Annotated in this window: 11 protein-coding genes and 1 tRNA gene; 10 read left to right on the forward strand and 2 right to left on the reverse strand. The window is 57.9% G+C overall.

Going from position 1 to position 15049, the window contains the following annotated elements; genetic code table 11:
* The first annotated feature begins 38 nt into the window (after positions 1-38).
* Together J3U06_RS01910 and J3U06_RS01915 are read left to right on the forward strand one after the other, a co-directional pair.
* Positions 39-920, forward strand: a complete 882-nt coding sequence (locus J3U06_RS01910) for a carbohydrate ABC transporter permease (protein ID WP_051354081.1) — start codon at positions 39-41, stop codon at positions 918-920.
* 90 nt (positions 921-1010) lie between these two features.
* Positions 1011-2630: a glycoside hydrolase family 43 protein gene (locus J3U06_RS01915; protein ID WP_267444441.1), complete on the forward strand. Its 1620-nt coding sequence runs from the start codon at positions 1011-1013 to the stop codon at positions 2628-2630.
* A 709-nt stretch (positions 2631-3339) separates the two neighbouring features.
* Here J3U06_RS01915 and J3U06_RS01920 read toward each other — a convergent pair.
* Together J3U06_RS01920 and J3U06_RS01925 are read right to left on the reverse strand one after the other, a co-directional pair.
* Positions 3340-3411: transfer RNA gene (locus J3U06_RS01920), tRNA-Glu, on the reverse strand.
* Positions 3412-3471: 60 nt separating this feature from the next.
* Positions 3472-4365 carry a glycosyltransferase gene (locus tag J3U06_RS01925; RefSeq protein WP_267444442.1) on the reverse strand — a complete coding sequence of 298 codons (894 nt, stop codon included), beginning with the start codon at positions 4363-4365 and terminating at the stop codon, positions 3472-3474.
* Positions 4366-4455: 90 nt separating this feature from the next.
* Here J3U06_RS01925 and J3U06_RS01930 point away from each other — a divergent pair, with 90 nt between their 5' ends.
* From J3U06_RS01930 to ftsH, 8 genes are all read left to right on the forward strand, one after another.
* Positions 4456-5895, forward strand: coding sequence for an AI-2E family transporter (locus tag J3U06_RS01930; RefSeq protein WP_267444135.1), 1440 nt, complete (start codon positions 4456-4458; stop codon positions 5893-5895).
* Positions 5895-7121 (forward strand): glycosyltransferase family 2 protein, encoded by a 1227-nt coding sequence (locus tag J3U06_RS01935; protein WP_267444136.1) that lies wholly within the window; start codon positions 5895-5897, stop codon positions 7119-7121. The genes J3U06_RS01930 and J3U06_RS01935 overlap by 1 nt, the downstream gene beginning before the upstream one ends.
* Positions 7122-7175: 54 nt before the next feature.
* Positions 7176-8021: an ABC transporter ATP-binding protein gene (locus J3U06_RS01940; protein WP_267444137.1), complete on the forward strand. Its 846-nt coding sequence runs from the start codon at positions 7176-7178 to the stop codon at positions 8019-8021.
* The gene (locus tag J3U06_RS01945) at positions 8018-9649 is read left to right on the forward strand and encodes a hypothetical protein (RefSeq protein ID WP_267444138.1); all 1632 of its coding nucleotides are present in this window, start codon (positions 8018-8020) and stop codon (positions 9647-9649) included. Before J3U06_RS01940 ends, J3U06_RS01945 begins: the two co-directional genes overlap by 4 nt.
* A gap of 86 nt (positions 9650-9735) precedes the next feature.
* Positions 9736-11184, forward strand: coding sequence for a D-alanyl-D-alanine carboxypeptidase/D-alanyl-D-alanine-endopeptidase (dacB, locus tag J3U06_RS01950; RefSeq protein ID WP_267444139.1), 1449 nt, complete (start codon positions 9736-9738; stop codon positions 11182-11184).
* Positions 11185-11203: 19 nt separating this feature from the next.
* Entirely contained in the window at positions 11204-12313 is a 1110-nt protein-coding gene (gene tilS, locus J3U06_RS01955; protein ID WP_267430203.1) for a tRNA lysidine(34) synthetase TilS, read from the forward strand.
* Complete coding sequence (hpt, locus tag J3U06_RS01960; protein WP_267444140.1) at positions 12300-12902, forward strand: hypoxanthine phosphoribosyltransferase; 603 nt, start codon at positions 12300-12302, stop codon at positions 12900-12902. Before tilS ends, hpt begins: the two co-directional genes overlap by 14 nt.
* The gene (gene ftsH / locus J3U06_RS01965) at positions 12899-15013 is read left to right on the forward strand and encodes an ATP-dependent zinc metalloprotease FtsH (protein ID WP_267444141.1); all 2115 of its coding nucleotides are present in this window, start codon (positions 12899-12901) and stop codon (positions 15011-15013) included. The genes hpt and ftsH overlap by 4 nt, the downstream gene beginning before the upstream one ends.
* Positions 15014-15049 lie beyond the last annotated feature (36 nt).

Raw genomic sequence — 15049 nt, forward strand, 5'->3', positions numbered from 1 at the left:
GCTGATGCTATTGAGTTTTGTTGGGAAGGAACTGGAAAATGTCAAATCATAAGGGTGGTAGTCGTTTTGAAATATTGCAGCGGTGGAAGGGGGAACGTGCGTCGACTCCTTGGGGTAACCCTGTAGTTTATTTTCTTTCCCTCGTGCTTGTCGGAATCTGTGTTGGGCCGGTGCTGTATATCATCTTCGGTGGTTTTCGAACCAATGCTCAAATAACTCAAGATCCCTCAGGGCTGCCTAACCCTTGGGTTGTTTCGAATTACACGAGCGTTTTGGAATCCGGGACTTTTTGGCAACAACTCGTCAATTCCTTGCTCGTGGCGTTGCTAACAACAATTGGCACGGTAGCGCTTGGCCTTATGGTCAGTTTTGTCATTGCGCGGTATCGATTCAGGTATGCAGGATTGATGTATTCACTTTTCGCTGCAGGTCTGATGTTTCCAATGACGGTTGCAATTACCCCTCTTTACTTGCTTATTAAGGCTCTTGGGCTGGTGAATTCAATTTTTGGTTTGGTATTGCCTGAGATCGCTTTTGCCTTGCCGACTACGATTATTATTCTGGTCCCATTCCTTAAGTCCATCCCTCAGGAGTTGGAGGAAGCTGCTGCCTTGGACGGCTGCTCGCGGATGGGGTTCTTCTGGCGCATGATTGTGCCCCTATCCATGCCTGGTGTAGCTACAACCGGAATTTTGGCTTTTGTCAACAGCTGGAATAACTACATGCTTCCGCTCTTTCTGATTAATGACCCGCACAGGTATACGCTGCCGCTCGGAGTCCAGATGTTCAGCTCTCAGTATTCCGTGGATACAGCCAAGGTTCTGGCTTTTACCTCAATGTCTATGATTCCGGCATTATTGTGCTTTACTTTCTTCCAAAAAAGGATTGTCGGAGGCTTGACCGGGGCGATCAAGGGTTGATGGCGTAAGCGGTGGAAAGACATAAAGTGAGATTAAAGACCAATGGGGAAGTACGTTACCAGGCGGGGGAGTGATGAAGCAATGTCAAAGATGATTTCTAATCCTGTGCTCAGGGGTTTTAATCCTGATCCTTCGATTATCCGAGTTGGTGAAACATATTATATAGCCACATCCACCTTTGAATGGTGGCCAGGCGTACGACTATATGAATCACATGATATGGTTAACTGGGCATTGTTGCCCAGTCCGTTGAACAGGGTGAGTCAACTTGATATGAAGGGAACATGTGCATCTGGAGGTGTCTGGGCGCCGGACCTTTCATACAATGACGGGGTATTTTGGCTTATTTTTACTGATGTCAAACAAGTTGAAGGGGCCTTTAAGGATTGCACCAATTATCTCGTTACCGCTGAAAATATACGTGGACCATGGTCAGACCCCATCAGGTTAAACGGCGTTGGCTTCGACCCTAGTCTTTTCCACGACGGGGATTGCAAGTATTTGGTGCAGCAGACATGGGACTTTCGGGATTATCATCATGCCTTCAACGGAATAACTCTGACTGAGTTCGATAAGGGCACGATGAAATTAATGCCTGAAACCGAGCGGATAATCTGGAAAGGCAGCAAGGTAAAAGTCACTGAAGGACCGCACCTATATCGGATCGGAGACTATTATTATCTTTTCGCGGCCGAAGGAGGTACCGGCTATGAACATCAGGAATCCGTGGCTCGCTCACGAAGTCTTGATGCGCTATCGTTCGAGGCGATGCCGAATAACCCACTGCTAGGGAACTATTTAACTCCCGAATCTTACTTGCAGAAACAAGGGCATGGTTCGTTGGTAGATACCCCTGATGGCCAGTGGTATTATGCGTCTCTTTGTGCTCGTCCATGGCATCGTCCGCAAGATCCGGTGAACGGAGTTAGAGGATGGTGCACTCTTGGCAGAGAGACCTCAATACAGAAGCTGGAGTGGACAGATGATGGGTGGCCTTATATCGTAGGCGGCCAAGCCGGTCAACGGTATGTCGATCCTCCGGTAGAACCAAGTACGGAGAGCCAGCCATCCAACAGGTTTCACGACGATTTTCAACTTTCAGAGCTAAACCAAGTATGGAATACATGTCGTGTACCATTTTCCGAAAAAATGGGATATGTAGGCGATGGCTGTTTACGACTAAAGGGTGGTCAATCCTTAACCAGCAGGGATGAACTTGCCATGATTGCTCGACGCTGGGACGCGTTTAACTTTACTGCTGAGACAAAAGTCGAGTTCAACCCCCACTCCTATATGCAGATGGCGGGCCTGACCAATTATTACAATGATCACTTTTGGTCTTGGATCTACCTAACTTGGGATGAAGAGCGCGGTTGCAAAGTAATTGAAATCTCTGAGTGCAACAGAGGTCGTTATCATTCCTTCCTGCATGACAGGAGCATAATAGTGCCCCAACAGGTTCAATCAGTGTGGCTGCGCACCCAGGTTGATACCGATATGTATCGGTATGAATATTCATTTGATGGTCATCGATTCGTTTCGTTGCCATGTGTTTTGGATGCTCGAATTCTGTCGGATGATTATGTTGCTCAGTCCTCTGGGGGTTTCTTCACTGGGGCTTTTTCTGGCTTGGCTTGTGTCGATCTCGGAGGATATAGGCGCGAGGCACATTTTGATTATTACGACTATAAAAGTTGGGATGTTGATTGAAAGGACGATTTAGCCTCCTTATCGCTGAGTCAGTCTTTTGCAGCTGGACGTCACCAAGACAAGGTGTTTTACCCTTGCGATAGGTGTTGTGATGGAGGCCTTTTATTGTAAGTGATATTAAAAAATGTGAACTATATGGTGTCTATTAATGGCTTGCAGAATGAAAGCCGAGTCGCTAAACCAAACTTCCTATAGGGAATGGAATTGTCGAAAGAGAGTCCGGTTAAGTCTCCAATAGGCAGAGTTTTAGATATACAAGTCGATAAACATATGGTTCAGCATATGTTTATCGACTATTAACGTGGTTGCTGCAAATACATGTATTTTGGACACATTGCCGCAGTTGAGGTTTTCATTAGCTGACTATGTAATTTTGGATCAAAAATTGTTATAGAAAATCATGTATTGCCTTGCTAAAAAGAACTTGAAATCAGAATATGATCCGCGCCGCTTAGGCAGCTGACGTGAGGTTCTATGCAAAAGCGTGGCAAAGAGTTGTCTTCTGTCGTGAAGGTAATTGTGCTGGAGTGTTTTGAGGTTGGCTGCTTTACATGCCAAGGCAGATCTTCAGTCTGCGTGCGACCCAATCTGATCTTTTGCGATGAGACCCAAAACAGTGACGTTTTCTGTGATTATTCAAGTACGTAACAGTTCATGAAGCTTGTGGTTACAGCTTTTATTCTCTCAACAGGATATGCCGTAAAACTTGTACCCCCGGAGAGAGTCGAACTCTCGCTGTCAGATTGAAAGTCTGGTGTCCTAACCGTTAGACGACGGGGGCGAACGTGCCCATGATACCCGCACCCTATGGACCAGGCAAGCCTGGTGTGCCGTCCGCTGGTCAGTGGTCCTCCTGGTCCAGCTCCTGGTCGCGCCGGTGGAAGAGCTCCATCTGTTCGCGGATCCAGACACGTTCCGCAGGGTTGATGTCGGCGGATTCCAGGTACTTCTGGTAGACGGGGTAGAAGGCTCGCAGGATCGGGTAGATGGCGTAGAGGGTGTGCTCGGGCTTCTGCTCCCGGGTGTGCTGAGGGTGGGCGTCGAAGGTGTTTTTGAAGCGCTGCATGTAGTGGCGGAAGGATGTGAAAGAGGTGTCCATCCGGCGGGCGCTGATGCCCACATTCATGTCCTTGCAATAGACCGTCTTGAACCCCTGGTCGATCAAATGTAAAGAGATATCGACATCTTCGTGCATGATGTCCTCCTTGTCCCTGCAGACCTGGTTGCGTATGGCCCGCCAGGCCGTGGCGCGCAGGGCCATATTGGAACCGTATAGCAGGTATTGCCCGTCGTCCGCCCGGTAGATGGCCCGGCGAATGGTGTTGTCGCCCTTGAGCCCGATCCGCTTGCCCGGCATGTCGTAATAAGCCACTGGCCCGGTGGCGCCCATGGCCTTGGGGTCCCGGGTGAAGATGCCGGAGACCACTTCGACCCAGTTGGGACGAAGCATGCAGTCGGCATCGATCCGGCCCAACACGTCGCCGGTGGCCCGGTCAAGTCCGTAATTGCGGGTGGGGATCAACCCCTGCTCGCTGTCCTGGCGGAGGAGCTTGACATGCTGGTCAGGGTGCTGATCGATGAATTTTTCGACGATGGAGGTCGTTGCGTCCGTGGAGCGGTTGTCGACTACCAGCACCTCCTTGGGTGCCTGGCTCTGCCTGGTGGCGTTCAGGAGGCAGTCTTCAATGCGTTCTTCCTCATTCCAGGCGGGTATGACTATGGAAACGGTCAACATACCCCTCAGGATACGTGTGCCCGGATACACCGTCGGCTCAACCTGCGTCCCATTGCCTGCCATGTCAGCCATCTTGGGATAATGGAACATATGGCCAACGAGCAAAAGCAGCGCTTCGATTTCGCGACGGTCTTCCCGCCCAAGGGGGATCCGCGCCGACCTCCGGAATGGTTCGGCCGTGCCCTTCTCTACGTGGTCATAGCCGTCTTCCTGGCCTGGTTCGCATACTCCTCCTGGTGGAAGATCGAATTCCTGGTGCTGGATGTGGTGATCGCCATCTTCGTTTCCCTGGCCATGGAGCCCCTGGTGCTCAGGCTGGTCAGGCATGGCTGGCGGCGGGGAGCGGCCTCGGCGGTCACCCTGATAGGCCTGATCATTATTGTGATCGTCCTCCTGGGCATGTTCGGCAATCTGCTGGTCCAGCAGGTCATCGGCATGGCCAACGGCTTGCCGGCCCTCTATGAGCAGGTGGCGGAATTCATCGCCAGCCGCACCCCCTGGCACCTGCCGGCCATGCAGGATCTGGGCGGGGAGATCGTCAAGAACATTCAGACATCCTGGGTGACCGACTTCGCTGGGCAGGCCTTGACCACCACCGTGGGGCTGGCGGGGTCCTTCATCAATATCATGACCGTTCTGCTGGTCATCTACTACATCTCCGCTGCAGGCCCCAAGCTGCGCCGCAGCCTCTGCCAGTGGCTGGCCCCCAGGAGCCAGCGCCGCTTCCTCTTCGTCTGGACTATCGCCCAGGACCAAATCTCCAGCTTCCTGTTCAGCAGGACCATCCTGGCGCTTATCTCTGCAGCCTGCATGTCGGTCTTCCTGGTCATCCTCAAAGTGCCCTATTGGCTGCCGTTGGCCCTCTTCTGCGGGCTGGTGTCCCAGTTCGTGCCTACTATCGGCACCTACATAGGCGGGGCCGTTCCCATTGTGGTGGCCTGGGGGAGCCGCGGACTGCTGGTGGCTGTTATTGTGCTGGTCTACATCATCATCTACCAGCAGATCGAAAACATGATCCTGGCCCCAAAGATCTCCCAGCGGACCATGGACCTCAACCCGGCCATCGCCTTCCTGTCCGTACTGGCGCTGGGCGCGGTCTTCGGCGCCCTTGGCGCTTTCCTGGCTCTGCCTCTGGCGGCCAGCTTCCAGGCCATCTTCTCGGCTTCGGTCAAGCATTACGAGCTGATTGACTCCCCGCTCATGCAGGATCCCAAGCCTGTCGGCAAGTCCAAGGTGGTTGAGGGCGTCGAGGCCTTCAACGAGCACGTGGTCCAGCCGGTGGCCAGCCACGTGGGCAGCCGGTCCGCCAAGGGGACCAGTGCCAGGGTTCGAGTGGACGACCCTGTCATGACCATTGCCAGCCAGCTCTACCCGACATCCTCACCGACGGCCAAGGACCTGGACGAGTCAGCCACGGTGCCCATACCCAAGTCCGCCTCGGCCCCAGTAAGGCACAGGCCGCTCAGGGGTACCGAGACCGGGGACGATGCCCCCGAGGGGGAGGACAACCCCCGCAAGGAGTGGCGCTGATGGCTCTGCTCAAAGTATTGGACGTACTGATGGTGCTGCTGGGCGGGGTGGGCATCGTCTACCAGGCCATCTGCATCGTCATCTCCTTCGTCTCCAAGCCGGTGGTCTTTCCCGATGCTCCCTTCGACAAGCGGTTCGCCGTCCTTATTTCCGCTCGCAACGAGGAGCAGGTGGTTGGTCATCTGATCAACTCCATCAAGGAGCAGACCTATCCATTCTCCATGGTCGACATATGGCTGGTGGCTGACAACTGCACTGACAACACCGCTGGGCTGGCCAGATCCCTGGGCTGCCATGTGGTCGAGCGGCAGGACCCGGCCCGGGTGGGCAAGGGCTACGCCCTGACCTTCCTGCTGGAGCAGATACTCGATCGGGGTCTTGATTCCCGCTATGATGCCTATTTCGTCTTCGATGCGGACAACATCCTGGACTGCCATTACATAGAAGAGATGAACAAAGCCTTCCAGTCCGGCTTCCGCATACTGACCAGCTACCGAAACTCGGTCAACTTCTCGGACAACTGGGTCTCCTCAGGCTCGGCCCTGTGGTTCATACGCGAATCGCGCTTCCTCAACACCTCAAGGATGGTCATCGGCTCCAGTTGCCATGTTGGCGGCACCGGGTTCATGTTCTCCAGGGAGGTTATGGAGCGCAATAACGGCTGGAAGTTCCACCTGCTGACCGAGGACCTGGAGTTCACCATGGATTCGGTTCTGCACGGCGAGCGCATCGGCTATTGCGGAACCGCTATCCTCTATGACGAGCAGCCGGTCACCTTCAAGCAGAGCTGGCGGCAGCGGCTGCGCTGGAGCAAGGGCTTCCTTCAGGTCTTCCGTTACTACGGGCCCGCCCTGATTTCCCGGGCCTTCCGTGAACGCGACTTCTCGGCCGTGGACTTGACCATCCTGATCTGCCCGCTGACCGTCCTTGGTTTGGTCCGCTGCTTCTTCGGTCTGCTCTTCCCGGCTCTGGACTTCGTGACCTGGGCCAGCCAGGTTACCGAACTGATCAATGGTATCGCGGCCGGGGTTCTGGGTGTCTTGGCCATGATGGGCTTGGCCGCACTGACGGTCCTGGCCGAGCGGGACAAGATCGGCGCATCCAACAAGGAGCTTTTCGCCTACTGCCTGAGCTTCCCCATCTTCATGCTCAGCTACCTGCCCATCTCCTTCCAGGCCATCTTCGCCAATCCGGGATGGAAGCCCATCGAGCACTCCGGGCATTAAGGCCAGTCGTGCCTTAATCGGCAGCGAGAGGGGGCATACGGTAGACTTAAGGCCATGTCCGACGAAGCGCAACCACCCAGTATGCCCGCCCAAACGGCAATGGTCCCTCCGCCAGATCCACAGGCAGCGGTTTCAATCCGTGCCTTGGTCAAGTGCTACCAGGGCCGGCCTGCTGTCAACGCCCTCTCTCTGGACATTCCCAGGGGGTCCTTCTACGGAATAGTTGGCCCCAACGGCGCAGGGAAGACCACCACGCTGAACATGATGACAGGCCTGCTGGTGCCCGACTCCGGCAAGGTCATGATCCTGGGCAGGGACGTGTGGTCGGACGTGGACACGGCCAAGCGGATCATCGGCATCATGCCCCAGGGCGATCAGATCTTCGACAGGCTGACAGGTCTGCAACTGCTGATCTACTCGGGAATGCTTCGGCGGATGCCGCGCAGTGAGGCGCTGGGCCGGGCCAAGGACCTGCTTGACGCCTTCGACCTGACTGATGCCGGCGGCAAGCGGGTCTGTGATTATTCATCGGGCATGACCAAGAAGATCTGCCTGGCCACAGCCATGATTCATTCCCCCAGACTTCTGGTGCTGGATGAGCCTTTCGAATCGGTTGACCCAGTCTCCAGCGCCAACCTCAAGGACATTCTGGCCGAATATGTCGATACCGGAGGAACCGTGGTCATTTCCTCGCATGTCATGGCCCTGGTGGAGCGGATGTGCACCCATGTGGCCATCATCGACCATGGCCTGGTTCGGGCTGATGGCACGGTGGCCCAGGTCGCCGCCGGCGAGAATCTGGAGGACCGCTTCCTGGACCTCGTCGGCGGCCGTCACCAGGCTAAGCGAATCGCATGGCTGAACGGTTCCGGGTCCCAGGAAGGCCGGGAGACGGAATGAGCACGGTAGCCACCATCATCGCCATGCGTTGGTCCATTACTTGGAACACGATCAAGCACTCCTCCTGGCAGATGGTCGGGGCCATCATCAGCCTGCTCATGGCCATAGGCATTTGCCTGGCCTCATGGCAGGGGGCGCTGACACTGGGGGGCTGGCTGCCCAGTGCTGGTCTGGGCGATCGGCAGCGTATGGGAACCATTTTGGTTCTGCTCCTGGTCGGACTGACCCTGGGAATGCTTCTGATTCAACTGGCTTTTCTGGGCCAGGGGTCGATCCTGAGCCCTTCGCGATTCGTCCTTTACGGGATTCCTGACAGTCAGCTGCAGGTGGGGCTTTACCTGGCCGGGTTGACCGGGCCTGCGGGATTGACCGGTCTTGTCTGCTTCCTGGCTCTGACGGCCATCTATGCCCGCATAGGTGTCGGAGCCGCGATCGTGGCTGTAATTTCAGCCCTGCTGGCTGCCATGGTAATGCTGGCCCTATCTAGGGCTGTTTTGGACCTGGTCGGTACCTTGGTGGTCTCCCAACGTAACCGATCAGGGCTCTACCTGTTGGTCACCTTAGTGAGCATGCTTTTGTGCATGCTGCCCTCTCTGCTGGACAGCGGGATTATGGATGGCATGGAAATTGATACTGACTCCCTCAAGTCCGTGGCCGACATACTGGCCTGGACGCCACTGGGCGCCGCTGTCCACCTGCCGGAGGATCTCCTTTCGGGATCATGGCGGGCTCTGGTCGGACGCCTGTTGATGGAGCTGGCCACCCTGGCTCTTTGCTTCATGATCGGCATGTTGTGTCTGCGTCATGACCGCTTGCATGTTAGAGCGAGTGCTGAACGGTCGACTGCTCCCAAGGGGCTGGGGATGCTGGGCCGGTCGCAGAACGTTGTGGATGCTATGGCTGCGCGATTGCTGATCTATCTTCGTCAGGACTCTCGCAAGCTTATTAGCTATCCGCTTCTGCTGGTCGTGGTGATTTTATACGCAATAATCTTCCGTCAGATGCCCATGATGCTATGGCTGGGACCGGTATTGGGTGCCCTGATTCTGGAGATTCCCGAGGGCAACGCCTTGGCCTACGATGGGCTTGCCCTGCGCATGGAGATAGCGGCGGGAGTGAAGGGTCGTGAGGACCGGCTGTCCCGTGTCCGCAGCCATCTGAGCGTGGCCATGCCTTGCATACTCCTGCTCGGGCTGGTGACTTTGGCCTTCTCCGGCGCAATGAAGGGCGGACGAAATCTGGTCATCTCCCTGGATATGCTGGCTGTGACCGTGGGATTGCTCCTGTCTGGACTGGGAGTAGCCCAGGTCTTCTCGGCCTTGCTCATCTATCCGGTGCCCTCCTTGGATCAGCCCTTCACCTCACCGCAGGGACGTGCTGTTGCCCAAGGCTTCCTGCCAATGCTGCAGTTGTTGGTTAGTCTGGTGATCATGCTGCCCACTTTCTCGGTGGCATCGTTGGCCTTGACCATGGGCGGGATGCTTCCCATCTGGCTGCCCCTGCCGGTCGCACTGGCGAACGGTCTGATTGTGCTTGCTGTGGGTGTCGCTTTAGGGTCCCGGATCTTCGATCGTCGACAGTCGGCCATTCTGCTGACTCTGGATCGCTATGCCGCTTTGCAGTCCTGAGCCAGTGGAAGGGCCAGTACTAGGCTAGTTGGATGGTGCCTACCGATCCGAACTCGGTTGGCGAAGGCAAGTCCGGGAGTGAGCAATTGGGTGACAGACATCAGCTGCGCATGACACGTCGTCGGCGGATCAAGCGACGCTGGCGGGTGGCTTTGGCCACGCTGGTGGCTGTCATGCTGGTCGTCGGCTATGCATGCATGGACCTGACCGACCTGGTGCCCGGACCGCTGACCCTGGCTAAGACCAGCCATTCTTCGGTCCCCCCTGCAGTCATGGTAGGAGAGCCGCCGACTCTCGCCGCCGACAAGCCTGGGTCTACTGTGGATGCCAGCCAGGTCCAGCAGCTAGTCGATGCCTTCACCAGCGCACCTGGCTTGGGTAATGGGTACTCGTTGGTCATACGACAGGCTGACGGACGGGTGCTGGCCCAGAAAAACGCGGACCAGGCACGCCAGCCAGCCTCCACTATGAAGACCCTGACCGCAGCCGCAGCCGCCTCTGTTCTGGACATGTCCTCACACTTGGACACTGAGGCGGTTCTGGATTCCTCTACCCCCTCGCAGGCAATGCTGACCCTGCGCGGTCACGGCGATATGCTCCTGGGGGTAGGCAAAGACGACCCCCTGCATGTCAATGGCCGGGCCGGACTAGGGACTCTGGCCGAGGAGACGGCTCAGGCTCTGCACCGGCAGGGGATCGACCGAGTGTCCCTGGCTTACCAGGACACGCTTTTCGGCGACGATCAGGAGCCGGAGGGAATTGCAGAAAATAATCCTGACGGGATCTACTTCCAGGTGCCTGTCTCCATGGCTGTGGATGAGGCTCGGCAGGGACGGGCTGAGCCTGTTGCCTATCCGGATGCAGGGGTCTACTTGCCCAGGGTCGAAAACCCGGCGGGGGCCGCTGCAGTATCCTTCGCCAGCAGCCTGATGGAGGCCGGGATCCAGGTGGACAATGCCCAGGGGCCGGATCGGAATGACCACGCCCGGGGTAGGGTTCTGGCCCGTGTCCGCTCAGCGCGGCTCAGTGAGGTTATGTCGCTTATGCTGCGCAACTCCGACAACAGTCTGGCCGAGCTTTTCGGCCGCCTGACCGCTCTGGCTCTGAACATGCCCAACAGCCCAGCCGGTGCTGTGAAAGCTGTTATCAGCACACTGAACAAGCTGGGCGTGGACACCGCAGGACTCAAGATGGCCGACTGCTCGGGGCTTACCCCCGGCTCCGTCCTGCGGGTGGGCACCTTGGCTGACGTCCAGCAACTGGCGCTTGCGGACAAGGGTTTGACCCCCCTGGTCAAGGGCCTGTCTGTAGTGGGTCTGACCGGCACAGCTGCCAGCCGAAAGGTGGATGACCAGGCTGATGGACTGATTCGGGCCAAGACCGGTACTCTGGATCAGGTCACTTCGCTCACGGGCAATGTGATTCGTCGCTCTGGTGGTGTTTTGGTCTTTGCTGTGGTCGTCAACGATCCCGAGGATGCGGCTGCTGCCCGACAGGCTGTGGACACTCTGGTCGGATCCCTGGATCGGATTTGAGCAGGAAGAAGCCTGAACCATGGTCTATTCAGCGGCAATGAAAAAGGCAGTGGGGCTCCTGCGTTCGAACCTGGACCGTGAGGGCCTGGGCCTGCAGGATAGGCGGTTCGCCCATCACGGGGTGCACAGGCCCGATCCGGATGCCCCACTGATTCTGGTGGCCTGCTCGGGAGGCCGAGATTCCTTGGCCCTGGCCTATGTGGCCCACCTGGTGGCTGATATGACCGGGCTGCGGTGCGGCGCCCTGCTGATCGATCATGGTCTGGTGCCTGATTCGGATCGGATCGCCGAACGCGCGGCTGGAACCTGCCGGGAGCTGGGATTGGATCCGGTCCGCGTCACCAGAGTGGATGTGCCTGTTACTACGGCTGGTCTTGAGGCTGACGCCCGTGCAGCCCGCTACCGGGCCCTCTCTGGGCAGGCCCTCAAGTTTGGCGCCAGGGCCGTCCTTCTGGCGCACACCCGTGACGATCAGGCCGAAACGGTGCTGATTGGCCTGATTCGCTCCCAGGGGTTGGAGGCCATCACCGGCATGGCCCGGCGTGTAGAGCGTGGAGGAATGCGCTACCTGCGCCCATTCTTGGACCTGGATCGAAAGGACACTACGGCCATTTGCCGCCAGAAAGGGATTCACTGGTGGGACGACCCCACCAACGGTGATGATCAGCCGGACGGCTCCACGCTTCCCGAGACGCTGCCGCTGCGCTCGCGGATCCGCCATGACCTGCTGCCAGCCTTGAATCGCTTCGCTGGCCGGGACATGGTTCGCCGTCTGGCACTGGGCGCGGATATGGCCCGTCTTGATCAGGATTACCTGGACACCCAGGTGGATGGGCTGTGCCAGCGGCTAGTCGCCCGCCCTGACTTGGACCAGAGAGCCAAGGGGGTGCTGGCCTGCTTGGATGCCCACGGATTGGCCGACTGTCACCCGGCTCTGCGCACCCGCCTGCTGGCCCAGGTGCTGACCAAGCTGCGCATACGGTTCACGGCCGTGCAGGTCCGGGCCCTGGATGATCTGGTCTGCCGATGGCACGGCCAGCAGGGCCCTCGCTTTCCCAGCTCCCATACAGCAATCCGTAAGGGTCAAGTCATTCTCATATGCAATGATGGAGACCATGCGCATCGCTGATATTCAATCCCATATCGACCATGAACTGGTGTCCAAGGAACGGATAGAGGAGCTGGTCGACCGGACGGCCGAGCAGATCAGCCGGGATTACCAGGGTAAGAACCCGATCATGCTGGCCGTGCTCAAGGGGGCTTTCAATACGCTTGCCGCCCTCTCACAGGCCGTCACCATACCGGTGCAGATCGAGTTCATGAGCATTTCCAGCTATCCGGCCGGCAAGACCAGCGTTTCCAAGGGGGACCTGGACATCAGGATGGATCTGGATTGCGATGTGCGCGGACGGCATATTCTGATCGTTGAGGATATTATCGATTCCGGCTACACCTTGCACTGGCTGGTTGAGCATCTCAAGGAGCGAGGAGCTGCATCGGTGGAGATCTTCACCCTGCTGGACAAGACCTCGCGGCACGAGGTCGAGGTGGATGTCAAGTATCCAGGATTCGCCATACCCGACGAATTCGTTGTGGGCTTCGGACTGGATTACGAGGAGCAGTACCGTAATCTTGACTCGATAGCCGTACTCAGGTCCGAGGAATACATGGACCCGACCCAGGAACAGGATCATCAGGATCAGGGGGAGCAGTCATGAGCTACTCGCAGGGACCGCAGCAGGGTCCGCCCAATAGAGGCAGGGACAACGGGGACAAGGGCAACAACCCCTTCAACTTCAACTTGGGCAACAACGGATCCGGCCCCAACGGGGGCAACCGTTCCTTCTGGCGTTCCCCCTGGCTCTGGGGGATTCTGGCCGTGGTCATCATCCTGGCCATCTTCGGCTTCTTCAGCAGCCAGAACGGCGCCCAGACCATCGACACCCAGGATGGCCTAGAGCTGCTGAACGACCGCAGCAGCATGGTCAAGAAGGCCGAGATCACCGAGAAGATGCAGGTCGTCGAGCTCAAGCTCAACAGCGACTTCGTCAAGGATGTACCCGGCTTCCGCGGCAACCGCAGCTCCAAGAACTTCGGCAAGGACGTGCAGTTCTACTATGTGGAGGCCCAGGGGGAGCAGGTGGTCAAAGCCGTCGAGAAGGCCAAGCCCGCCGAGGGGTACAACTCAGTGGTGCCGCAGACCAGCATGATGAGCTACCTGATCTCTTCCATCCTGCCCATGCTGATCATTCTGGGGGTCTTCTGGTTCCTGCTCTCACGCATGTCCTCGGCGGCAGGCGGCGGCATGTTCGGCATGGGCGGCAAGAAGAACTCCGCCCGGCTCAACGACGGGCAGACCCCTAAGACCAAGTTCTCGGATGTGGCCGGCGAGGAGGCCGCTGTCCAGGAGGTGGAGGAGATCAAGGAGTTCCTCAAGGATCCCTCCAAGTACAAGGCCCTGGGTGCCCGCATACCCCGTGGCGTCCTGCTCTATGGTCCCCCTGGAACCGGCAAGACCCTGCTGGCCAGGGCCATCGCCGGCGAGGCCAGCGTACCCTTCTACTCCATGGCAGGCTCCGACTTCGTCGAGATGTTCGTCGGTCTGGGCGCCTCCCGAGTGCGTGACCTGTTCGACGAGGCCAAGAAGAATGCGCCGGCCATCATCTTCATCGATGAGATCGATGCAGTGGGCGGCAAGCGCGGCTCCGGCATGAGCGGCGGTCACGATGAGCGTGAGCAGACTCTGAATCAGCTGCTGGTCGAGATGGACGGCTTCGACAACGATACGAACCTGATCATCATTGCAGCCACCAACCGTCCAGACATCCTGGATCCGGCCTTGCTCAGGCCCGGCCGGTTCGATCGTCAGGTGGCCGTGGAGGCCCCAGACCTGGAAGGCCGCGAGGCCATCCTCAAGGTCCACGCCAAGGGCAAGCCCTTTGTGCCGGATGTGGACCTGCACACTGTGGCCGTGCGCACGCCCGGCTTCACCGGCGCCGACCTGGCCAACGTGCTCAATGAGGCGGCTCTGCTGACTGCGCGTTCCAACGCCCAGCTGATTGACAACCGGGCCATCGACGAGGCCATTGACCGTGTGCTGAGCGGACCTCGGCGGCGGACCAAGGGCATGGCCCTGGCCGAGATGCGCAACACCGCCTATCACGAGGGCGGCCACGCTATGGTTGCTGCGGCCCTGCACCACACCGATCCGGTCACCAAGGTGACCATTCTGCCGCGTGGACGGGCCTTGGGCTACACTGCGGTCATGCCTACCACAGACCGCTACTCGCAGTCCCGCAACGAACTGCTGGACCAGATGGCCTACGCTATGGGCGGTCGCGTGGCAGAGGAGGTGGTCTTCCACGACCCGACCACAGGTGCTTCCAACGACATCGAAAAGGCCACCAGCATCGCCCGGCAGATGGTCCTGCAGTATGGGTTCTCATCCAAGTTGGGAGCCATCAAGTGGGCTGACGAGAATGACCAGGATTCCGGGCTTGATGCCCTGAAGCCCCACAACTATTCGGAGAAAACCGCAGAGGCCATCGATCAGGAAGTTCACAATCTCATCGAGACGGCCCACCAAGAGGCCTGGCAGATCATCACCGAGAACCGTGACGTGCTGGACGAGCTCGTTCGACAGCTGCTGGTCGAAGAGACCCTGAACAAGGACGAACTGGCTGCGGTCTTCGCTGGCTTGCGCAAGGCTCCGGAGCGTCAGCTCTGGCTGTCTGCGCCGGATCGGCCGGACTCTGAGCAGCCACCCGTGGAGATTCCTGAGGAGCTCAGGCGCAGCGTGAATGGTTCGTCCGCAACGGACCAGCACTGAATTCTGGATCGGCTCGGTGTCCTGCATATGGTCCCG

Origin of the sequence: Bifidobacterium sp. B4142 (assembly GCF_026537325.1) — a bacterium.
Classification (GTDB): Bacteria; Actinomycetota; Actinomycetes; order Actinomycetales; family Bifidobacteriaceae; genus Bombiscardovia.

Excerpts from the sequence above, each read along its gene's own strand:
- J3U06_RS01940 (WP_267444137.1), top strand. The coding sequence starts at position 7,176 with ATGTCCGACGAAGCGCAACCACCCAGTATGCCCGCCCAAACGGCAATG.
- J3U06_RS01930 (WP_267444135.1), top strand. The coding sequence starts at position 4,456 with ATGGCCAACGAGCAAAAGCAGCGCTTCGATTTCGCGACGGTCTTCCCG.
- tilS (WP_267430203.1), top strand. The coding sequence starts at position 11,204 with ATGGTCTATTCAGCGGCAATGAAAAAGGCAGTGGGGCTCCTGCGTTCG.
- ftsH (WP_267444141.1), top strand. The coding sequence starts at position 12,899 with ATGAGCTACTCGCAGGGACCGCAGCAGGGTCCGCCCAATAGAGGCAGG.
- J3U06_RS01925 (WP_267444442.1), bottom strand. The coding sequence starts at position 4,365 with ATGTTGACCGTTTCCATAGTCATACCCGCCTGGAATGAGGAAGAACGC.
- hpt (WP_267444140.1), top strand. The coding sequence starts at position 12,300 with ATGCGCATCGCTGATATTCAATCCCATATCGACCATGAACTGGTGTCC.
- J3U06_RS01935 (WP_267444136.1), top strand. The coding sequence starts at position 5,895 with ATGGCTCTGCTCAAAGTATTGGACGTACTGATGGTGCTGCTGGGCGGG.
- J3U06_RS01915 (WP_267444441.1), top strand. The coding sequence starts at position 1,011 with ATGATTTCTAATCCTGTGCTCAGGGGTTTTAATCCTGATCCTTCGATT.
- J3U06_RS01945 (WP_267444138.1), top strand. The coding sequence starts at position 8,018 with ATGAGCACGGTAGCCACCATCATCGCCATGCGTTGGTCCATTACTTGG.
- J3U06_RS01910 (WP_051354081.1), top strand. The coding sequence starts at position 39 with ATGTCAAATCATAAGGGTGGTAGTCGTTTTGAAATATTGCAGCGGTGG.